This window comes from Nonomuraea sp. NPDC003707, assembly GCF_053587055.1.
The window spans coordinates 390502-411592 of sequence record NZ_JBSFNK010000004.1; the positions used below are offsets into that span (position 1 = coordinate 390502).

Annotated in this window: 20 protein-coding genes, 1 tRNA gene and 1 pseudogene; 17 read left to right on the top strand and 5 right to left on the bottom strand. The window is 70.6% G+C overall.

Annotation, left to right across the window (positions count from 1 at the left end; all coding sequences use genetic code 11):
• Positions 1 to 48: 48 nt before the first annotated feature.
• The 14 genes from ACWDRB_RS12645 (at position 49) to ACWDRB_RS12710 (ending at position 10179) form a co-directional block, all read left to right on the top strand.
• Positions 49 to 465: an FtsB family cell division protein gene (locus ACWDRB_RS12645; RefSeq protein ID WP_350725786.1), complete on the top strand. Its 417-nt coding sequence runs from the start codon at positions 49 to 51 to the stop codon at positions 463 to 465.
• A complete protein-coding gene (locus tag ACWDRB_RS12650) occupies positions 455 to 943 on the top strand; it encodes a DUF501 domain-containing protein (RefSeq protein ID WP_355197405.1) in 489 nt (162 codons plus the stop codon). Before ACWDRB_RS12645 ends, ACWDRB_RS12650 begins: the two co-directional genes overlap by 11 nt.
• The gene (locus ACWDRB_RS12655; protein ID WP_350725782.1) at positions 934 to 1881 is read left to right on the top strand and encodes a Ppx/GppA phosphatase family protein; all 948 of its coding nucleotides are present in this window, start codon (positions 934 to 936) and stop codon (positions 1879 to 1881) included. The genes ACWDRB_RS12650 and ACWDRB_RS12655 overlap by 10 nt, the downstream gene beginning before the upstream one ends.
• 173 nt (positions 1882 to 2054) lie before the next feature.
• Positions 2055 to 3173 (top strand): hypothetical protein, encoded by a 1119-nt coding sequence (locus ACWDRB_RS12660; RefSeq protein ID WP_449893336.1) that lies wholly within the window; start codon positions 2055 to 2057, stop codon positions 3171 to 3173.
• 86 nt (positions 3174 to 3259) lie between these two features.
• Positions 3260 to 3586, top strand: a complete 327-nt coding sequence (locus ACWDRB_RS12665) for a PadR family transcriptional regulator (RefSeq protein WP_364242371.1) — start codon at positions 3260 to 3262, stop codon at positions 3584 to 3586.
• Entirely contained in the window at positions 3583 to 4461 is an 879-nt protein-coding gene (locus ACWDRB_RS12670) for a hypothetical protein (protein ID WP_449893338.1), read from the top strand. Before ACWDRB_RS12665 ends, ACWDRB_RS12670 begins: the two co-directional genes overlap by 4 nt.
• 18 nt (positions 4462 to 4479) lie before the next feature.
• Positions 4480 to 5274: a uracil-DNA glycosylase gene (locus ACWDRB_RS12675; protein WP_449893340.1), complete on the top strand. Its 795-nt coding sequence runs from the start codon at positions 4480 to 4482 to the stop codon at positions 5272 to 5274.
• Between the two features lie 95 nt (positions 5275 to 5369).
• Positions 5370 to 6686 (top strand): NAD(P)/FAD-dependent oxidoreductase, encoded by a 1317-nt coding sequence (locus ACWDRB_RS12680; RefSeq protein ID WP_355197395.1) that lies wholly within the window; start codon positions 5370 to 5372, stop codon positions 6684 to 6686.
• Positions 6687 to 6766: 80 nt separating this feature from the next.
• Entirely contained in the window at positions 6767 to 7279 is a 513-nt protein-coding gene (locus ACWDRB_RS12685; protein WP_350725772.1) for a glycine cleavage system protein R, read from the top strand.
• Between the two features lie 16 nt (positions 7280 to 7295).
• Complete coding sequence (locus ACWDRB_RS12690) at positions 7296 to 7871, top strand: peptide deformylase (RefSeq protein WP_449893343.1); 576 nt, start codon at positions 7296 to 7298, stop codon at positions 7869 to 7871.
• A gap of 49 nt (positions 7872 to 7920) precedes the next feature.
• Positions 7921 to 7993: transfer RNA gene (locus ACWDRB_RS12695), tRNA-Leu, on the top strand.
• A gap of 519 nt (positions 7994 to 8512) precedes the next feature.
• A complete protein-coding gene (locus tag ACWDRB_RS12700; RefSeq protein ID WP_449893345.1) occupies positions 8513 to 9304 on the top strand; it encodes a Bax inhibitor-1/YccA family protein in 792 nt (263 codons plus the stop codon).
• 168 nt (positions 9305 to 9472) lie between these two features.
• Positions 9473 to 9706, top strand: coding sequence for a DUF4287 domain-containing protein (locus tag ACWDRB_RS12705; protein ID WP_185068609.1), 234 nt, complete (start codon positions 9473 to 9475; stop codon positions 9704 to 9706).
• A gap of 65 nt (positions 9707 to 9771) precedes the next feature.
• Positions 9772 to 10179, top strand: a complete 408-nt coding sequence (locus tag ACWDRB_RS12710; protein WP_363970710.1) for a PPOX class F420-dependent oxidoreductase — start codon at positions 9772 to 9774, stop codon at positions 10177 to 10179.
• Between the two features lie 311 nt (positions 10180 to 10490).
• On the opposite strand, the gene ACWDRB_RS12715 is transcribed toward ACWDRB_RS12710, so the two are convergent.
• The 3 genes from ACWDRB_RS12715 to ACWDRB_RS12725 form a co-directional block, all read right to left on the bottom strand.
• Positions 10491 to 11705, bottom strand: coding sequence for an acetyl-CoA C-acetyltransferase (locus ACWDRB_RS12715; protein ID WP_350725764.1), 1215 nt, complete (start codon positions 11703 to 11705; stop codon positions 10491 to 10493).
• A gap of 45 nt (positions 11706 to 11750) precedes the next feature.
• A complete protein-coding gene (locus ACWDRB_RS12720; protein ID WP_449893350.1) occupies positions 11751 to 13109 on the bottom strand; it encodes an outer membrane protein assembly factor BamB family protein in 1359 nt (452 codons plus the stop codon).
• Positions 13110 to 13198: 89 nt separating this feature from the next.
• Positions 13199 to 14206 (bottom strand): SGNH/GDSL hydrolase family protein, encoded by a 1008-nt coding sequence (locus ACWDRB_RS12725; RefSeq protein ID WP_449893352.1) that lies wholly within the window; start codon positions 14204 to 14206, stop codon positions 13199 to 13201.
• A gap of 146 nt (positions 14207 to 14352) precedes the next feature.
• On the opposite strand from ACWDRB_RS12725, the gene ACWDRB_RS12730 reads away from it, so the two are divergent.
• The gene (locus ACWDRB_RS12730; RefSeq protein ID WP_449893354.1) at positions 14353 to 15723 is read left to right on the top strand and encodes a cystathionine beta-synthase; all 1371 of its coding nucleotides are present in this window, start codon (positions 14353 to 14355) and stop codon (positions 15721 to 15723) included.
• Here ACWDRB_RS12730 and ACWDRB_RS12735 read toward each other — a convergent pair.
• On the bottom strand, positions 15720 to 16577 hold the full coding sequence (locus ACWDRB_RS12735) for an NAD(P)-dependent oxidoreductase (protein WP_355197387.1): 858 nt from the start codon (positions 16575 to 16577) through the stop codon (positions 15720 to 15722). The genes ACWDRB_RS12730 and ACWDRB_RS12735 overlap by 4 nt on opposite strands.
• A 64-nt stretch (positions 16578 to 16641) precedes the next feature.
• Here ACWDRB_RS12735 and ACWDRB_RS12740 point away from each other — a divergent pair, with 64 nt between their 5' ends.
• Complete coding sequence (locus ACWDRB_RS12740; RefSeq protein WP_449893357.1) at positions 16642 to 19740, top strand: BTAD domain-containing putative transcriptional regulator; 3099 nt, start codon at positions 16642 to 16644, stop codon at positions 19738 to 19740.
• On the opposite strand, the pseudogene ACWDRB_RS12745 reads toward ACWDRB_RS12740, so the two are convergent.
• A pseudogene (locus tag ACWDRB_RS12745) lies at positions 19663 to 20769 on the bottom strand (sensor histidine kinase); the annotation flags it as partial. The gene ACWDRB_RS12740 and the pseudogene ACWDRB_RS12745 sit on opposite strands and share 78 nt — an antisense overlap.
• A 108-nt stretch (positions 20770 to 20877) precedes the next feature.
• Between ACWDRB_RS12745 and ACWDRB_RS12750 the strand changes: the two are divergent.
• Complete coding sequence (locus tag ACWDRB_RS12750; RefSeq protein ID WP_350725753.1) at positions 20878 to 21066, top strand: hypothetical protein; 189 nt, start codon at positions 20878 to 20880, stop codon at positions 21064 to 21066.
• The last annotated feature ends 25 nt before the right edge of the window (positions 21067 to 21091 follow it).

Here is a 21091-nt window from a genome sequence, read left to right on the forward strand (position 1 = left end):
CCACGCCGCCTCCGCGCCGTATAGGCCATAAGCAGGGGGGTGTCCAAAATGGCGAAAAGGCCGCAGTTGACCGGGCGGGCCGCCATCCTGGCCGTCGTGGTGTGCGCGATCGCGATGAGCCTGGCCTACCCTGTCCGCGAGTACATCAGCCTGCGCCGCAGCATCGCCGAGCATCGGGCGGAGAAGGCCAGGGTCGAGGCGGAGAAGCAGACGCTGCTGGAGCGCGACCGGCAGAGCGACGATCCCAACTGGATCAAGAAGACGGCCAAGGAACGGCTGCACTACTGCGGGCCCGGCGAGAAGTGCTACGTGGTGATGGACCAGCAGCAGATCAAGGAGCCGGCGACCGTGCAGCAGGCGCCGGCGCCGCCGCCGTGGTACCAGACGCTCTGGGAGTCGGTGGAGGCCGCCGACAAGGGCACCGGCCGCCGGGCCGTGACGGGGAAGGAAAGTGTTGGACGGTAAAGACGTCGAGACGGTGCGACTGCAGCTCGGGCGGCCGCCCAGAGGGCTGCGCGGGGTGGCGCACCGCTGCCCGTGCGGCAACCCCGACGTGGTGGAGACCGCGCCGAGGCTGCCCGACGGCTCGCCCTTCCCGACTCTCTACTACCTGACCTGCCCCAAGGCGGCCTCGGCCATCGGCACGCTCGAAGGCTCGGGGCTGATGCGGGAGATGCAGGCCCGGCTGGCCACCGATCCCGAGCTGGCCGCCGCCTACCGCGCCGCGCACGACGACTACGTCGCCAGGCGCGACGAGGCGGCGAAGGAGGAGGGCATGGAGCCGCTCCCGCGCGACATGCAGAGCACGGGCGGCATGCCGCTGCGGGTCAAGTGCCTGCACGCGCTCGTCGCGCACGAGCTGGCGGCACCGGGGAGCAACCCGTTCGGCAGGGAGGCGCTCGACGCCCTCCCCGACTGGTGGAGTGACGGACCATGCGTGTAGCCGCCGTCGACTGCGGCACCAATTCCGTACGCCTGCTCATCGCCGACGTGGGCGACGATCTCATCGACGACGTCGAGCGGCGGATGGAGATCGTCCGCCTCGGCCAGGGCGTCGACAGGACCGGCAGGCTGGCCCCTGACGCCCTTGAGCGCACGTTCAAGGCCATGAGGGTCTACCGGGAGCTGATCGACCGGCACGGCGCCGTCAGGACCCGTGTGGTGGCCACCAGCGCGACCCGGGACGCTGCCAACAGGCAGGAGTTCGTGGACGGGGTCCGCGAGATCTTCGGGGTGGAGCCGGAGGTCGTGTCGGGGGCGGAGGAGGCCGAGCTCTCGTTCGTGGGGGCGACCAAGGGGCTGGTCCGGCTGTCGCCGGAGACCGAGATGCCGCAGGGGCCGCTGCCGCCGTACCTGGTGGTGGACATCGGCGGCGGGTCCACCGAGTTCGTGGTCGGCTCCGAGCACGCCGAGGCGGCGCTGTCGGTGGACATCGGCTGCGTGCGCCTGACCGAGCGGCACCTGAAGGACGCCGGCGACCCGCCCTCCGCGCCCGCGCTGGAGGCCGTGGTGGCCGACATCGAGGCGGCGCTCGACAGGGTCGAGGCGGAGGTGCCCGTGCAGCGGGCCCGCACGCTGGTGGGGCTGGCGGGTTCGGTGACGACGGTCGCGGGGATGGTGCTCGATCTGCCCGCTTACGACTCGGCCAGAATTCACCACTCGCGGATTTCGGCCGGGCAGGTACATGAAGTGACGCGGCGGCTGCTGGCGATGACCCATGGTGAGCGTGCCGAGGTTCCGGTGATGCACCCGGGAAGGGTCGACGTGATTGGCGCCGGCGCGCTAATTCTTGACCGGATCGTCCGTCGTTTCGCGTTTTCGCAGGTCGTGGTCAGTGAACACGACATCCTTGACGGTATCGCCTGGTCTATCGCCCGATAGCTGAAGAAATCCGGACATTTCAGGTCTATGGCCTGTGTTGAGCGTGCAATCAGTATTGTGGTTAGGTAAAGGGGCATTACGGGGGCTTTGCCATATTGCTGTGCACGGAAGGTGCCGGCGTGGCGACCGTTCCCGAGCGCGTCTCTTCCCTCAAAGGAATGGAGCACTCTCACATGAAGTCTGTTGGGTTAGCACGTAAGGCGGCGGCGTTCGGCGCGTCCGCCGCGGTGCTGGCCGCCCTGGCCGCGGGCCTGGTCGCCAGCCCCGCCCAGGCGGCGACGGCCGCCACCAAGGCCGCTCCCAAGGTCTCGGTGTCGACGCCCGCGGTGTCCGCGGGCGACTACGAGGGAGCCTGCCCGGTCAAGGTCAACTTCTCGGCCAAGATCAAGGTCCCCGTCCGGGGCAAGACGGAGCTGGCCTACCGCTGGCTCCACGGCGACGGGTCCAAGGGCAAGGTCAAGGTGCTCAAGCTCTCGGGCAAGGGCACCAAGTCGGTGACGGTCAGGCAGTCCATCACCTTCAAGGAGAACGTCAAGGGCTGGGAGGCCGTTCAGGTCCTCGGTCCGAAGAAGGTCACCTCGAAGAAGGGCTACTTCTCCGTCTCCTGCCAGGAGCCGAAGGACGTGGGGCGTACGCAGCTCGACGTGGCGGTGTCCGCCCGCGCATGGGCCAGCCCCGACTCGTACTCCGGCGTCTGCACCCCCGGCGACAAGATCGACTTTGTCGGCCTGATCGAGGCCAACCGCCCGACGTGGGTTCGCTACCGCTGGATTCTCAACGGTGAAGTGGCCGACTACGGCAGGGTCAAGGTCTACGACACGCGCAAGGTCGGCTTCGGCATCTCCCCGCGTCACAGCCAGCGCGGCTGGGCGCAGCTCGAGATCCTGAGCCCCGAGGGCGCCTCCTCCAACCGGGCCTACTACAAGGTCTGGTGCAAGGACGCGGAGGCTCCGGCCCCCGCCCCCAAGGTCTCGGTTTCGAGCGCGACGGTCTCCGGTACCCGGCTTGACATGTGCAACGACGGCCGTGGCCCCGGGGTGGACTTCAAGGCCACGCTGACCAGCACCGGCCCCACCACCGTGCAGTACTACTGGGTCGTCAACGGCGTCCGTGACCACAACACGCTCGAGCGTACGGTCAACGGCAGCCTCGACGTGACCTGGGGCATCGGCGGAGCGCAGAACTCCACCAAGACGGAGGGCACCGTAGAGCTCGTCGTCACCAGCCCGAACGCCGCGTCCTCGGGCGTCGCCTCCTACTCGGCGACCTGCCCGCCAAAGGCCGCAGCCTAGGCTGACCGGACCGGGTGGCAGCCCTCGTGGGCGCCACCCGGTTTTCTCGTTGCCACTACTGCGCTTTGCACAGTAGTGTGCATTACGTGGATAGCAGCCAGCTCCTCAAGGGCGTGCTCGACCTGGCCGTGCTCGCCGTGCTCAACGAGCGCGACGGCTACGGCTACGACGTCGTGCGCCGGCTGAGAGAGGCCGGCCTGGAGGAGGTGGGCGACGCCTCGGTCTACGGCACGCTGCGCCGCCTGTTCAAGGCCGGGGCGCTGACGTCGTACGTGGTCGCCTCGGACGAAGGGCCGCACCGCAAGTACTACGGACTCAACGAGGTCGGCCGGACCATGTACGCCACCTCGGCCAAGACCTGGACCTCGTTCTCGGCGACCATGGCATCCCTGCTCAAGGAGGGACAAGCATGACCCCCGAACAGTACGCACAGGCCGTACGGGATGCCCTGGCAGACCATCCCGAGCGCGGCGAGTTACTCGAAGACCTCGACGACCACCTGGCCGAGATCGCGGCAGAGTCGGAGCTGCCGCTGGAGGACCGGCTGGGCCCGCCCGAGGTCTACGCCGAGGAGCTGGCGGCCGCGTACGGCGACCGCCCCGAGAGCGGCGGGAAGCGCCGCATCGACCCGCGGGCGTGGGCGCTGGGCGCGCACACCCGGCTGATGGACCAGGGGCCGTACCGGAGCTTCGTGGGCTTCCTACCGGAGCTGCGCCCCGGGTGGTGGGTGCTGCGCGGTTACCTGCTGGCCCTGCTGCTGCTGGCGCTGACCGGCGAGGGCGGCATCGTCCCGTCCGACCTGGCCGGCTGGGCGCTGGTCGCGGCGGGCGTCTGGATCTCGGTCTGGATCGGCAGGCGGCGCAGGGGACGGCTGGCCGCGGGGCTCGTCGGGGCGCTCAACCTGGTCGCGGCACTGGCGTTGTTCGCCGGGATGGTGGAGGCCGCGTCGTACGGTTCCGAAGGGGCGCGCATCGCCATGGCGAACCCGGAGCCGGTGTGGGTGGACGCGGCGTCGTCCAACAACGACGTCTACAACATCAAGCCGTACGCCAAGGACGGCACCCCGCTGAGCGACGTCTACCTCTACGACCAGGACGGCAAGCCGCTGACCACCAACCCCGAGGACTTCGGATACACGGTCGACAGGTCGTGCGGGGAGCCCATACTCAACCGCTACCCGCTGCCGCTGATCCAGCAGGACGGGATGGCCGATCCGGACGCCGCCACCACGACGAGGTCCGCCTGCCCGACCCCGCCGCCCACTCCCACGCCGAAGCCCGCCAAGTGATCGGGCACCATCGGTGTCATGAGCTTCGTACCTCCTGGCACCGGCTGGCCGGAAGACCCGGCGACCGCTGACACCCCGGTCGCCCACGACCCCGCGGACGTGCGCCGCCTCGCCGCCACCAGTGACACCCTCGCGGAGCTCACGGCCGGACAGTCCGTCTGCCGTGCCTGTCCCCGCCTGGTGGAGTGGCGCGAGCAGGTCGCCGAGGCGAAGCGGCGCGCGTTCGCGGACGAGACGTACTGGGGCCGCCCGGTCCCCGGCTGGGGCGCCGAGCGCCCGCGGATCCTGCTGGTCGGCCTGGCCCCGGCGGCCCACGGGGGCAACCGCACCGGGCGGATCTTCACCGGCGACCGCAGCGGCGACTGGCTGTTCGCCTCGCTGCACCGCACCGGCCTGGCCGCGCAGGAGACCAGCACCCACGCCGGGGACGGGCAGCGGCTCATCGACACGCGGGTGGTGGCCTCGGTGCGCTGCGCGCCGCCCGCGAACAAGCCGCTGCCCTCGGAGAAGGCCGCCTGCTTCCCGTGGATGGCCAGGGAGGTGGCGCTGGTGGCGCCGTACGTACGGGTGGTCGTGGCGCTCGGCGGGTACGCCTGGCAGGCCGTGTGGCCCGCGCTCAAGGACGCCGGATACGAGCTGCCGCGCGCCAGGCCGCCGTTCGGCCACGGGGCCGAGGTGGAGGTCCGCCACGCCGGCGCCCCCGTCACGCTGATCGGCTGCTACCACCCCAGCCAGCAGAACACGTTCACCGGCCGGGTGACCGCCCAGATGCTCGACGACGTCTTCACCAGGGCCAGGTCACTGGCTGTGTGACGCGTTCCACCACCCCCGGATTGGATTCATCGAGTGCGCTTGACGTAAGCTTGTGAATGCTTTCACAAGCACTCCACGAGGGATGGGGCCTCAGGATGAACAAGCACATCTTGATCGTCGGCGGTGGATACGTCGGCCTGTACACAGCGCTTCGGCTGCAGCGCAGACTCCAGCGGGAGCTGCGCGGCGGCGAGGCACGCATCACGATCATCGACCCCCAGTCCTACATGACCTACCAGCCCTTCTTGCCTGAGGCGGCGGCGGGTAACCTCTCGCCCCGGCACGTGGTGGCGCCGCTGCGGCGGATCCTGCCCAAGGTGCGGATCCTCAACGGCAGGGTCACCGAGGTCGACCACGCCGAGCGCACCGTCACGTTCCAGCCGCCCGAGGGCGCGCCGCGCCAGGTGGCCTACGACGTGATCGTGATGGCCGCCGGATCGATCTCGCGCACGCTGCCCATCCCCGGCCTCACCGACATCGGCATCGGCTTCAAGGCCGTGGGCGAGGCCATCGCCCTGCGCAACCGCGTGCTGCACCTGCTCGACGTGGCCGAGTCGACCGACGACCCGGAGGTGCGGCGCAAGGCGCTCACGTTCGTCGTGGTCGGCGCCGGGTTCGCAGGCGTCGAGGCGCTCGCGGAGCTCGAGGACATGGCCAAGGACTCGACGCGCTACTACCGCAACATCAAGCCGTCGGACCTCCGCTGGGTGCTCGTGGAGGCCTCGAACCGGGTGCTGCCCGAGGTCGGCCCCGAGATGGGCAAGTGGACCCTGGAGCAGCTGCGCGAGCGCGGCATCGACGTCAAGCTCGAGACCCGCCTGGAGTCCTGCACCGACGGGCACGTGATCCTCTCGGACGGCTCGGAGTTCGACGCGGAGACCCTCGTGTGGACCGCGGGCGTCAAGCCCAGCCCCGTGGTCAACGACAGCGGCCTGCCGCTCGACGAGCGCGGCCGGATCAAGTGCACCGCCATGCTCACCATCGCCGGCACGAACGACGCCTTCGCGGCGGGAGACGCCGCGGGGGTGCCCGACGTCACGAACCCCGGCCAGTACTGCGCCCCGAACGCCCAGCACGCCGTCCGCCAGGCCAAGGTGCTGGCCGACAACATCGTCCGCCACCTGCGTGGCCAGCAACTGGTCGAATACCGCCACAAGTATGTCGGATCGGTTGCCGGTTTGGGCCTGCATCAGGGCGTCGCCAATGTCTATGGCGTCAAGCTTCGCGGATTCCCTGCGTGGTTCATGCACCGGACCTACCATCTGTCGCGGGTGCCGACGCTGAACCGCAAGGTCCGTGTCGTCGTCGACTGGACCCTGGCCCTGTTCTTCAAGCGCGAGACGATCTCGCTGGGTGAGATGGAGCACCCACGTGAGGACTTCAGGGCCGCAGTCGCGACGACCCGTCGCTAGCCCAGGAACGGCAAGCGCCCCGGCGAACCTCGCCGGGGCGTATTCGGCACCCCTGGTCGCAAGCGGAAGGGGTAGCACGGATGGGGCTCTCAGCGGTGACCGTGCTCGGCGTCGACCGGCCCGGCGTGATCGCCGCGGTCACCGGTTCGCTCGCCGATTGCGGAGCGAACATCCAGGACTCGACGATGACGTTGCTCGGCGGTCACGTGGCGATGATGCTGCTGGTGTCGGGCGATCTGGACTCGGCCGAGCTGCTGAAGCGTCTGTGCGCGCCCGATCTCGTGGTGACCGCCTCCGCCATCGAGGCCCAGCGGCACTTCTGCGAGGAGGGCGGCGGTCTCGGTTACGTACTGACCGTGCACGGGCCCGACCGGCCCGGGATCATCTCGGCCATCAGCGCCGTGCTCGCCGCTGACCGAGGCAACATCACCGGGATGAGCACCAGGCTCACCGGCCGTCTCTACGTTCTGATCGCGGACGTCGAGCTACCGAAGGAGGTGGACGTGGCGGCGCTCATGCGCAGGCTGGCGGCCGTCGGCGCCGGACTCGACTCGGAGATCACCTTCCGCCCCGTCGAACCGGACCTGCTGTGAACGGGCAGGAGGACAGATGAACGGATGGGGCGGCGAGCCTTGGAGGGCGCCCGGCGGCAGTGATGTGCTCGGCGGCCGCGTGGGAATCCCGCGCGAGGTCCTCGGCGCCCCGCACCCGCTGCTGTCCGCCGCCGCCGAACCGGTCGACCCCACCGCTCCCGAGATCGTGGCCGCCGCCGCCGATCTCCTGGCCACCCTCCGCCGGGAGACCGCCACGACCGGGCTGGCCGCCCCCCAGATCGGCCTGAGCTGGCGCCTGATCGCCTTTGACGCCGGGCTCCACCCCAGGAGCCGTTCGTGGGCCGGAGAGCTCGTTCTGGCCAATCCACGCCTCGCCAGAGCGTCCCACTGGGACCCGGGGCGCGAGGGCTGCACGTCCATCACGGGACTCACGGCAGATGTCCTCCGCGCCACCCGTATCACCGTACGTGGGCATTTGCCAGGTACGGGGGAGCCCGTCACCATCGAAGCGGACGCCTTCGAAGCCCGCTGCATTCAGCACCAACTGGACCATCTGGACGGTCTACTCTTCTTGGACAGAGTGCCTGGAGCCCTCTCACTTCACCGCAGACTTCACAGTTGTGACGCCTGATGCGAAGTTGTGCTCCTCTTAACCATGGTCTGTTTCGTATGATTGCGGCGCCCCCGTAGCCCAATGGCAGAGGCAAACCCCTTAAAAGGGTTGACGTGCGGGTTCGAATCCCGCCGGGGGCACTTGCCGTCTTCATCGCCTTTGGGTTCCTGACCTGGAGGTTTACCGCGATCGTCGGACGGGCCTGTTGCGGCCGATGTCGAGTTGTTACGGTGTCGCGCCGCCTCCGGGCGCTTCGCCCCTGCTGGAAGGGCCTGTGGGCGCCGACGCCGGACCGGTTGAGGCCGACGTGGAGCGGCCGAGTAAGCTCAGGTGGGCGTCGTTTACTTTTCGCCTTCGGCATATTGACAACGGGCTGTCTTTCTGCCTCTCCCGGCTTCTCCCGAACGTTTCTTTCTGTGAATGCTTGACTACGCCATTACTGCCGGTCTTTTCTCGTGGACGCACAGTAAATAGGACGTGCCGAGGCCCTGGGCCCGGGGCTGCGGATGATCTTGAAGGACGAGCTCGATGACCTTGGGAACTCTCGGCCGGTCATGTTCGTTGGGAAGCTGCCGAAGTCCCGAATGAACATCGATCTAACACGTCAGTTGACCAAGGTGTCGCCGCGCCCCGTAGGCTCGGCGTCACAGGAGGCAGCGATGGAGAGCAAGAACCCCGTTTTCAGCAGGTCGCGGCAGCAGTCCGCGGGCTGGGCCGGACCGTCCCCGAGCCCCGACCAGCTGCAGAACATGTACGACGCGCCGTCGTACGCGCAACCCACTCGGCCCGCGTACCGCACCATGACGCTAGACGACGTCGTCGTGCGCGGGTTTCTCACCCTTGGGGCTCTCGTCGCGGCCGCCGCCGCGGCCTGGGTCCTCAACGTCCCGCCAGGGGTCGCCATCGGCGCCGCGGTCGTCGCGCTGATCCTCGGGCTGATCGCCTCGTTCACGCAGAGCACCAACCCGGCGCTCATCCTGGGGTACGCCGTCTTCGAGGGCGTGTTCCTGGGCAAGATCAGCTCCGTCTTCGAGGGCATGATCAGCGGCATCGTGCTGCAGGCCGTGCTCGGCACGGCGTTCGCGTTCGGCGCGGTGCTGACGGTCTACTCGTTGCGGATCATCCGGGTCACACCCAAGCTCGTGAAGTTCGGCCTCGCGGCCGGCATCGCGGCGCTCGGGCTGCTGCTCGTCAACCTGATCCTCGGCTTCTTCGTCGACGGCGGCCTCGGCCTGCGCACCGACAGCCCGATCGGCTGGGCGTTCAGCATCGTCATGATCCTGATCGGCTGCTTCTTCCTGCTGCTCGACTTCGACTCGATCGAGCAGGGCGTGCGGGAGGGGGCGCCGGAGAAGTTCGCCTGGCAGTGCGCGTTCGGTCTGACGCTGAGCCTGGTCTGGATCTACCTCGAGGTGCTGCGGTTCGTCAGCTATTTCACCAGTAGTGACTGATCGTTAACGCCTGCGTCACCCCCGAGGGCTCCGCCGTTCAGGCGGGGCCCTCTCCTTGTGTGACCGAAAATCTACGTGCCGTCACAAAATGATGCCTGGTTGGGGGCTTGCCATTCGGACGCTGGTGTTGCAGGGTCGAGCAAAGGACCCTTATTCGCGGAGGTGCCCATGTCCTTGAACCACTCACCGGAGACGCAGACGAAGCTGATCGCAAGAGTCCCGTCCATAACGGGGCGCGAACTCCCAGAGTGGTTCCAAGCCATCGACAACGGCCCGGCTTTCCTGAGGTGTGACGAGCGGGCCAACTGGCTTGCCGACGAGCACGGGCTATCCCACGGCTACGCCGCCGCGATCGTGCACGAACACGAGCGGCACCGCCGTAACCGCATGGGCTTCATCTAAGCCCATCCATCCTCGCGCCCGTGCCCCAGGCGCGGGCGCGTCCTCATGGGCGTCATCATGAGGAGATGGACCTCGACAAGGCACTCGCCTTCCTCCGCACCCACCACCGCGCCGTCCTGCTCACCAAGCATCGCGACGGGCGCCCGCAGATGTCCCCGGTGACCGCCGGCGTCTCGGGCGGCCAGGTCATCGTCAGCACCCGCGAAACGGCCGCCAAGGTCCGCAACGCCCGCCGCGACCCGCACGTCTCGCTGTGCGTCTTCACGGACGGCTTCTACGGCGAATGGATCCAGGTGGACGGGACGGCCGACATCCAGTCGCTCCCGGACGCCATGGAGGGCTTGGTCTCGTACTATCGCGACATCTCCGGCGAGCACCCGGACTGGGACGACTACCGCGCCGCCATGACCCGCGAACGCCGCGTCCTCCTCCGCATCACCCCCCACCACGCCGGCCCGGACACCCACGGCTGACCATCTCCCCGGCGACGGGGACGCGGCCGATCGGGCACCCGGTCGGCGGAGCGGGGTGCGGTGGTGCTCGGCGTAAGACGGGCGGTGGGCAAGGCGGGGGAACGTAACCGGGCAACCATGGGCTCGCGTAGCGGCGCTCAGCCGGTGAAGGGTCAGAGGCCGTTTCCTGGAGGGCCCTGCTCATGGTCGCGCTCGCACGGGGCTCCGCTGGTCACGCAAGCTGCCGTTCTCCGCCCCAGGCTCGCCGCTCCGTCAGCCGGAGTACGGCGGGTGGTTGCCCGGGCAGCGCGTAAAGAATGGATGGGAAGTGGTCAGAGGCGTTCGAGGATCATGGCCATGCCCTGGCCGCCGCCCACGCACATCGTCTCGAGCCCGATGCTCTTGTCGTGGTGCTGCAGGCTGTTGATCAGCGTGGACGTGATCCGCGCCCCCGTCATCCCGAACGGGTGCCCCACCGCGATCGCCCCGCCGTTGACGTTGAGCCGGTCCAGCGGGATCCCCAGATCCCGGTAGGACGGGATCACCTGGGCGGCGAACGCCTCGTTGATCTCCACGAGGTCGACGTCCTCGATCGCCATCCCCGCCCGCGAGAGCGCCTGCTTCGAGGCCTCCACCGGCCCCAGCCCCATGATCTCCGGGGACAGCCCGGTGACCCCGGTCGAGACGATCCGGGCCAGCGGCGTGATCCCGAGCTCGGCGGCCTTGACGTCGCTCATCACGATCACGGCCGCCGCCCCGTCGTTCAGCGGGCAGCAGTTGCCGGCGGTCACGGTCCCGTCGGGCCGGAAGACCGGTTGGAGGGTGGAGACCTTCTCGTACGTCGTCCCCGCCCGAGGCCCGTCGTCCTTCTCCACCACCGTCCCGTCCGGCAGCGTCACCGGCGTGATGTCCTTGGCCCAGAACCCGTCGGCCAGCGCCTTCTCGGCCAGGTTCTGCGAGCGCACCCCGAACTCGTCCTGCTCCTGGCGGGTGACCCCCTTGAGCTGGGCGAGGTTCTCGGCGGTCTGCCCCATCGCGATGTAGATGTCAGGGACGACGCCGTCCTCGCGCGGGTCGTGCCACACCTTCCCGCCCTCGGCGAAGGACTTGGTACGCGCCAGGGCGTCCAGGAAGACGGGGTTGTGCGTGTCGGGCAGCGAGTCGGAGTTGCCCTTCGTGAACCGGGACACGGTCTCCACCCCGGCCGACACGAACACGTCCCCCTCGCCCGCCTTGATCGCGTGGAAGGCCATCCGCGTGGTCTGCAGCGACGAGGAGCAGTAGCGCGTCACGGTCGTGCCGGGCACGTTGTCCAGCCCGAGCATCACCGACACCACCCGGGCCATGTTGAACCCCTGCTCGCCCCCGGGCAGCCCGCACCCCAGCATGATGTCGTCGATCGACGAGGGATCGAGCTGGGGCACCTTGGCCAGCGCCGCCTGGATCATCTGCACGGTCAGGTCGTCGGGGCGGATCTCCTGGAGCGAGCCCTTGAAGGCCCGGCCGATCGGGGAACGCGCGGTCGCGACGATGACTGCCTCGGGCATGGCCCCTCCTTTGTCGGGTGCTACAGATAGAACTATATTCCGGTCCTATCCGTACATGCCGGGTGCGGTGGAGGTTTGGTCGTTGATGGCGTGGATGGCACCCTTCTCGTCGCGCCACAGCCGCCACCCGTCCTGGCTGCCGGTGAACCAGGGAGGCGGCACGACCGGGCCCTTGACCTGCTTGCCGGTGGCGAGGTCGTACTCGCAGACGGCGGCCGTCGAGTAGAAGCCCGGCGCCTGCCCGCGCAGCGGCAGCGGCTTGGGGTCGGTGACGCAGAAGGACCAGCCGTGCTGCTCCTCCACCGGCACCGGCTTGCCCGAGACCAGGTCGAACGCCGTGCCCTTGGCGTCGTGCTTGAGGAAGCCCAGCTTGTCCATCCGGTCGGGGAAGGCCAGCCACCAGCCGGACCCGGGCACGTCGGCCGCGGTGACCTGCCCGACCACCCGGCCGCTCTCCGAGTCCAGCCGGGCGAAGCCGCCGTAGGCCCCCTGGCGGTCGACGGGGCGTACGACGGGGGCGTAGCCGGGGCTGCCGCTCGGATAGACGCGTACGACCGAGGGCCGCATCCAGTTGATCGTCCCGTTGGCGATCTTGACGGAGAAGAGGCCGAAGGCGGAGACCTTCTTCGTCTGGGGGTTCGTGTAGGGGGCGACGTAGCCGACCAGATTGTCGCCGGTCGCCCCGAACGCCCACCCGCCCGACATGTCGATCCCCGGGCCGAGCGCCTGCTCGATCGGCTGCTGCCACTGCAGCTTGCCGGTCTTGAGCTCGTACGACTCGATCATGGGGCTGGCGGCCAGCCTGAGCAGCAGGACCCGGCTCGGGTCCGACCACTCCACCTCGGAGATCCCCGGCAGCTTCCACAGGGTCTTCCCGGTGGCCGGATCGAGCACCACCATGCGGGCCTTGGCCAGGGCCGTGTGCTCCGACACGCAGACGTACGGCCCGCACCGCTGCGGCCCGAACGTCGAGTGCACCGGCCTGCTCCACTTCTGCGCCCCCGAGCGGGCGTCGCGGGCGATGAGCGTGGCGTTCCAGTGGCCGCTCTTGGCCGGGTCGAGCGCGACGACCACGCCCTGGCCCGGGGACGTCTCGACGACCGCCGGGGCCGAGACGCCCATGCCGGGCAGGCGGCCGGCGATCGTGGCCGGGTAGGACCACAGCCGCTTGCCGTCCCGCAGGCCGACGGCGACGGTCTCCAGCGAGCCGTCGGGCTTCATGGAGGTGGCGGCGACGACCCCGCCCGCCACCGCCATCCGGCTGACGGCGTTGACCTGGGTGTTCTGCCAGGTCGGGAAGTTCGGGGTGGTGGCCGCGTCGCTGCCGGAGCAGGCGGCCGCGGAGAGGACTCCGACGAGGGTTCCGGCGAGGGCTACGGTCGGTTTCCAGAGGGGTCGCTGCACGGGCAATCCACTCCAAAGGGGACGAGGAGTGGCGACGCGGGCGCGCAGAGTAACCGACACTGGCACTCGGCGGGCCTTGACGGGGGACGTCAGGCGTCGTCGAGCGTCTCGCCGAGCCGGGACGTCAGACGCCGGGCGTCGTTGAACGTCTCGCCGAGCCGTCGGCGGAACAACGTCGCCCACTTTCCGTGCAGGCCCGTCGCCCGTCCGTCGACCCGGGTCGCGGTGACCTCGGTGCCGGGCTCCTCCGCGGCCGTAGCCGCCGCAAGGTAGATCGGTTGTAGTGCTTCGCCGCGTGCGGGGCGCGGCTCAGGCCACAGCCCCAACGCAGCGCACACTGACGGTAGCACCGCGTAAGCGGCCTGCGCGTAACCTCGGGCAGATGGATGGAAACGATCCGGTCCGAACATTTCTGCCGGATTTGTTGCGAACTCGGGGCCCAGGAGGTCGGCGAACGCCACCGTACGGCCGCCCGCGTCCACCACCGCCACCGTCTGCGCCGCGGCGAGCTGGCGGCTCCACCGCCGCGCCACCCAGCGCAGCGGCTGCCCGATCGGCCGCACCGTGCCGAGGTCGGGACAGGTGCCCACGACCACCTCAACCCCCGCGTCCCGCAACCGCCGCACGGCTTTGGCCAGATGGCGTACGGCGACGGCGGGCGGCGTCTGCGTGATGATGTCGTTGGCCCCCACGAAGATCACCGCGATGTCGGTCTCCATGGCCAGGGCCTTGTCCACCTGGTCGCCCAGCTCGGACGAGGGCGAGCCCGACTTGCCGACGACGAGCAGGTGTACCGGGCGTTCGGCGACCGAGGCCAGGCCGTGCGCGAGCAGCGCGCCGGGGGTCTGCGTGGGGTCGGTCATGCCGAGCCCGACCGACGTGGAGTCGCCGAGCATGGCGATCTTGAGCGGCTCGCCGGGAAAGTCGCCGTACGTGCCGTCGGAAGGCGGCCCGTCCAGGCCGTGCGGCTGCCCGATGGCCCGGCGCGCGAGCAGCCCTTCGGCGACCAGCAGCCCGTACGCCGTCGCGCCGAGGGCCGTAAGCCCGCCACCTCCGAGCGCCGCGGCCGTGGCGATCTTGCGTGCCGCGCGCGCCATACCAGCTGGCCAGACCACCGTACGTGCCCTCCTAGTCGAACTCAGCGGTAGCGTTTGCTTGAAAACTAGCCGAGTGCCGGCCACCCCCACTGGATCTCGGCCACTGGCAAGCTGACCAAGCTTCGGTAAAGAAGGTGAACACCGCGGTGCGCGTTTACGATTCCCTGGTTGATCTCATGGGGAACACTCCGCTCGTCCGGCTGCACAAAGTCAACGCGGGGTTGTCCGCACAGGTGCTGGCCAAGGTCGAGTACTTCAACCCGGGCGGCTCGGTCAAGGACCGCATCGCCGTACGGATGATCGAGGCCGCGGAGGCGTCCGGCGCGCTGCGTCCGGGAGGCGTGATCGTCGAGCCGACCTCCGGCAACACGGGGGTGGGCCTGGCGATCGTGGCCCAGCAGAAGGGTTACCGGTGCCTGTTCGTGGTGCCGGACAAGGTGGCCCAGGACAAGATCTCGGTCCTGCGGGCCTATGGGGCCGAGGTCGTGGTCTGCCCGACCGCCGTCTCGCCCGACCATCCCGACTCGTACTACTCGGTCTCCGACCGGCTGGCCCGCGAGGTGCCGAACGCCTGGAAGCCCGACCAGTACTCCAACGTCAACAACCCCGACTCCCACTACCACTCGACGGGTCCGGAGATCTGGGAGCAGACCGAGGGCCGGATCACCCACTTCGTCGCGGGCATCGGCACCGGCGGCACCATCAGCGGCACCGGCCGCTATCTCAAGGAGGTCTCCGGCGGCCGCGTGAAGATCATCGGAGCCGACCCGGAGGGCTCGGTCTACTCCGGCGGCACCGGCCGGCCGTACCTGGTGGAAGGGGTGGGCGAGGACATCTGGCCCGCCACGTACGACACCAAGATCTGCGACGAGATCATCGCGGTGTCCGACAAGGACTCCTTCACCATGACCCGCAGGCTCGCCCGCGAGGAGGGGCTGCTGGTCGGCGGCTCCTGCGGGATGGCGGTCGTGGCGGCGCTGCGGGTGGCGGCCACGGCCGCGCCCGACGACGTGATCGTCGTGCTGCTTCCCGACGGCGGGCGCGGCTACCTGTCCAAGATCTTCAACGACGACTGGATGGCCGACTACGGCTTCCTGACCACGTCGTCCGAGGAGGGGCTGGTCGCCGACGTGCTGGCGCGGAAGGGAGCGGGGCTGCCGGAGTTCGTGCACGCGCATCCGCACGAGTCGGTGGGCACGGCCATCTCGATCATGCGGGAATACTCGGTGTCCCAGCTCCCGGTGATGAAGGAGGAGCCGCCGGTCATGGCGGCCGAGGTGGTCGGCTCCATCGTCGAACGCGACCTCCTCGAAGCCCTCTACCACGGCAGACTCTCCTCCGACGACCAGATCGGTGATCACATGTCGGCGCCACTACCCATGATCGGCAGTGGTGAACCTGTGGCCCGTGCGGTCGAAGCGCTGGAGAAGGCCGATGCGGCCGTTGTGCTGGAAGACGGCAAGCCCTCGGGCATGATCACCCGCCAGGACCTGCTCGCCTTCCTCGCGAACCACTAGGGCTTTCTGATCGACTCGATCACGGTGCCGAGCCCTTCGTGGCCCCGGCCCTCGGCGTCGGCGCGCTCGAACAACGCCTTGAGCGCGCCCGGGACCGTGGTCTCCAGCCCGGCGTCGGCCAGCGCCTCCACGGCGTGGCCGATGCCGACGGCCTGCATGTGCAGGGAGTTCAGCTCGCCCGGATACTTCCCGGCCGCGAACTCCTCGGCCAGGATCTTGGCGTACCCCATGGGTCCGTCGCCGCCCAGCTGGGTGAACAGGTCCCGGGCGAACGGCAGGAACTCCGCCGGCGCGGTCCCCGCCGTGCGCAGCATCGCCATGGCGTGCATGAAGCTGGTCAGGCTCGACCAGAAGATCAGGAGCTGGGCCTGGTAGTACATCATCGCCAGCGCCCGGTCCGCCCCGACGTAGGTGACCTCGCTCAGCGCCTCCAGCGTCCCGGCGTGCCGGTCGAGGACGTCCTTGGGGCCGCTGTAGAAGGTGTACGCGCCCGGCTGTCCGATCCCCGGCGGCGGCACCATGATGCCCGCCGTGATCAGCGTGCCGCCGCGCTCCTCCACCCACCGGGCCGCTCGGCGCAGCGCCTCCGGAGTGTCGGAGCTGAGGTTGACCACCACCTTCCCGTCCAGCCTGGCGTCGCCGAAGCTGTCGTACATCGCCTGGTAGCTGATTTGGCTGACCACCAGCAGCTCGCCGTCCGCCGCGCTCGCCGCCTGCCTGGCGCCCTGGGCGACCAGCGGTGCCGTCCTGCTCGCCGTACGGTTCCAGACCGCCACCTCGTGTCCGGCGGCCAGGAACGTCTCGGCCATCTTCGAGCCCATCGGGCCCATTCCCACGACTGTCACTTGACTCATGCCCGACACCCTCGGACACGCCGCTACGGAAATCCTTCGGCCCCGCCACGGGTTGAGTACTGACGTGGTGCGATTCGGGGTGCTGGGACCGCTGGAGGTCCGGGCCGAGGACGGCAGGCCCGTCCCGGTGGCCGAGCCCAAAGTACGCGCGCTCCTGGCCGACCTGCTGGCGCACGGGGGCGGGCCGGTCTCGGCGGACCGGCTGATCGACGACCTCTGGGGCGCCGCGACCGGCCGCAACCCGGTCGGCACCCTCCAGGCCCGCGTCTCCCAGCTGCGCCGGGCCCTCGGCGACCCCGGCCTGGTCGTGCACGGGCCCGCCGGATACCGGCTGGCCGCCCACGATTGCGACGCCGGGCGATTCCGCTCCCTCGTGGAGCGCCGGTCCCCTGATCCGCGCACGCGCGCGGCCGAGCTGGAGCAGGCGCTGGCGCTGTGGCGCGGGCCCGCGTACGCCGACTTCGCCGACGCCGCCTTCGCGCTCCCGGAGGCCGCGCGCCTGGAGGAGACGCGCCTCGCGGCCCTGGAGGAGCAGGCGGAGGTACGCCTGGAGCTGGGCCGGCCCGTGGACCTGGGCGACCTGGTGGCCCGCCACCCGCTGCGCGAACGGCTGGTCGCCGCCCACATGACGGCGCTCTACCGGGGCGGGCGGCAGAGCGAGGCCCTGGCCGCCTACGAGGGCCTGCGCAGGCGGCTGGGGGAGGACCTGGGGCTCGACCCGTCACCCGCGCTGGCCGACCTCCACCAGGCCATCCTGCGCCAGGACCCCGGCCTGACGCCGGCCTCCTCGGTGGCGCCCGCCACCAACCTGCCCGCGCCGCTCACCGACCTGGTCGGCCGGGAGGGGGAGCTGGCCGACGTCCGTGCGCTGCTCGCCGCCTCCCGCCTGGTGACCCTCACCGGGCCGGGCGGCGTCGGCAAGACCAGGCTCGCCCTGGCCGCCGCCGCCGACGCGGGGCCCGACTTCCCCGACGGAGTGTGGCTGGCCGAGCTGGCGGGGGCGGCCGAGCCCGCCGAGGCGGTCGCGGCCGTGCTCGGCGTGCGGGACGACGACGCCGCCCCGCTCGCGCCCAGGCTGGCAGGAGCGCTGGCGGGCAAGCGCATGCTGCTCGTCCTCGACAACTGCGAGCACCTGGTGGAGCAGGCGGCCGAGCTGGCCGCCGCCCTCCTGCGCACCGCCCCGGGGCTGCGCGTGCTGGCCACGAGCCAGGAGCCGCTGGGCGTGACGGGCGAGTCCGTACGGGTGGTGCCGCCCCTGCCCGAACCCGAGGCCGTACGGCTCTTCACGGCCCGGGCGAACGTCCCGCCGAGCGAGACCGTGGCCACCATCTGCCGGCGCCTCGACGGCATCCCGCTGGCGCTCGAACTGGCCGCCACCCGCGTACGCGCCCTCGGGGTGCGGGAGCTGGCCGACCGGCTGGACGACCGGTTCAGGCTGCTCAGCGCGGGCATGCGGGACGCGCCGGCGCGGCAGCGCACGCTCCGGGCGATGATCGACTGGAGCTGGGAGCTGCTGAGCGAACCCGAGCGCGTCGTGCTGCGGCGCCTGGCCGTGCACGCCGACGGGTGCACGCTGGACGCGGCCGAGGAAGTGTGCGCCGAGCCCGGCGTGGACGTGCTCGACACGGTGGCTAGGCTGGTCGACCGGTCGCTGGTGGTGCGCGTGGCCGGGCCGCGCTACCGCCTGCTGGAGTCCGTGACGGCGTACTGCGTGGAGCGGCTGCGCGAGGCGGGCGAGTACGACGCGATCAGGGAGCGCCACGCCCGCCACTACACGGCCTTGGCCGAACGGGCGGACCTCAAGGGCCCCGGGCAGCGGGAATGGCTCGCCCGGCTCGACGCCGAGAGCGCCAACCTCCGGCTCGCCCTCGCGGGACCGGAGCCGCTGCGCCTGGCCAACGCCCTGGCCTGGTACTGGTTCCTGCGCGGCCGCCTGCGCGAGGCCCGCCGCTCCCTGTCGGCGGCCCTGGGGACGCACGCCGCCTCCGGGGCGGAGGCGGCGCGGGCGTCGGTCTGGCTGGCCGGGATCGAGCTGCTGATCGGCGAGCCCGCCTCCCCGGTCCGGCGGGCCGAGCTCGACCCGGCGGGGGCGGCGCTGGCCGACTGGTTCCTGAGCCACGTCCGGTGGGCCTACGGCGACCGGCGGGCGCACGAGGTGGCGGCGGAGCGAGCGCTGGCGGCCTACCGGGAGCTGGGCGATCAGTGGGGTGTGGCGGCGGCGCTCTGCCTGCGCGGGAAGCTCGCCGTCGGCCGGGCCGACCTGGCGGCGATGGAACGCGACGGCGAGCGGGGCCTGGCGCTCTTCAGGGAACTCGGGGACGAGTGGGGGCAGATCGAGGCCATGGACGTGCTCGACCGGGCGGCGGAGATCCGCGGCGACTACGCCAGGGCCGCCCGGCTGCGGGAGGAGGCGCTGCGGCTGGCGGAGGAGCTGGGGTTCGAGGTGTCGTTCAGGGTGGCCGCGCTGGGCCGGATCGCGATGTTGTCCGGCGACTACGGGCGGGCCGACGACCACCACGAGCGCGCCAGGCGGCTGGCGGTCGAGCAGTCGTACAAGTCCGCCGAGGAGAACGCCGTGCTCGGCCTGGCCCTGAGCGCCCGGCGGCAGGGCAGGTACGAGGAGGCGGAGTCGTACCTGCTGTCCCTGCTCGACTGGCTGCGGCAGGTGCGGGGGACGCCCGGGATCGCGTTCGTCATGGCGGAGCTGGGCTTCGCGGCCGAGCAGCGCGGAGCCGCCGCGCTCGCGCTGGCCAGGCATCGCGAGGGGTACGAGGCCGCGCGGGCGAGCGGCGATCCCCGGGCGGTCGCGCTGGCGCTCGAGGGCCTGGCGGGAGCCCTGTCGCTCGACCTGTCGCTCGACCAAGGGGGCAGGCCCGTGGAGGCGGCCAGGCTGATCGGGGCGGCCACGGCCATGCGGGCGGCGGCGGGGGCGCCCCTGCCGGTGGGCGAGCGGCTGGACGTGGAGCGGATCGGCGGGCGGCTGCGGGCCGTCCTGGGCGGCGAGGCGTTCGAGCGGGCCCTACGGGAGGGGGAACTCGGCGACCACCTCCCAGGCGCCCTCGGCGGACGGGCCCGCGTAGAGCCTGCCGCCCAGCGCCTCCACCCGCTCGGCCATCCCGACCAGCCCGAACCCGCCGCCGAGGCGCGACACCTTCGGATCTGACCCCGACCCGAAGTTCCGCACCCGCAGCACCACCACCCTCTCGAAGCGCCGCAGACCCGCCTCGACCCAGGCGGTACGGGAGGCGTGCTTGCGGATGTTGGTCAGCGACTCCTGGAGCACCCGGTGCAGGGTCGTCATGACCTCGGGCGGCAGCGTGCGATCGTCCAGCCCCTGCCCGATCTCGAACGCCACCTTCGGCCCTTCGGCGGAGAACCGCTCGGTCAGCATCCGCAGGTCGGCCAGAGTGACGCCGGGTTTGCGGGCCGCGTCGTCCTCGGTGCGCAGCACCGTGACCATGCGCCGCATCGAGGTCAGCGCCTCCGACCCGGCCGTGGCGATCGCGTCGAGCGCGGGCGCCACCGCCTCGGGCTTGGTCTCGGCGACCGTGCGCGCGGCCTGGGCCTGGACCACGATGCCCGTGATGTAGTGGGCGACCAGGTCGTGCAGCTCCCTGGCGAGTTCGAGGCGTTCGGCCCGCCGTACCGAATAGACGGCCTCCGTGCGGCGCTCCTGCTGGAAGCGGAGGTAACCGCCGACCCCGGCCGCCGTCGACCACCCCGCGAACAGCAGGAACGAGAACGCCAGCCCCGAGTCGTTGTACTTGCGCCCGACGGCCTCGGCCAGCAGCACGATCAGGCCCACGCACGCGAGCACGGCCGCCCGCCGCACCGGCTCCACGTGCCGCAGCACGCCGATGATCAGGATGAGCAGCGATCCCGTCTCCGCCATGCCGGGCACACCCCGCAGTTCGGTGCTGCCGATGACGATCGACACGCTGAACGACAGGGCCAGCATGATGCTGAACCCCTCGATCCGGTAGCGGCGCCGCAGCACCACGGCCGCGATGCCGGCCGCGCCGCAGAACGGCACGAGCCACTGGACGCCTCCGGTGACGCCGGCCAGCACGAGGTCGAGCAGCAGCATCATGCCCAGCCAGCCGATCATCGCGATCTCGCTCAGCCGCCGGATCCAGTACACGATGCGCTTGCTCTCCACCACGGCCTCGAGCCTAGGCCGGAAGTCGGACATCTCGTATCAGCCGTTCGGCCGAGACGGGTGGCCGGAGACCAGTCCTTCAGCGGAGGCGGGAGCCATGGGGTGTCGCCGATGCTGGGAGATGTCGGAAGGGGACAGGAAATGGTTGCCATCGGATTCGTGCTGCTGGGTCTCGGGCTGCTGGTGGGGGTGCTGCTCGCGCTGGCCGACCCGGTGCTGCTCTCCCGCATCAACGGGGAGCCCGCGGAAGGCGGCAGCGGCCGGTTCATCGAGGCGGATGTCGTACGGCTCCGGCCTCGCTCAGAGGGCCACGAGTCCAGGGCGGCCTGAGGACCTGGCTCGCGCGGGCATGGTG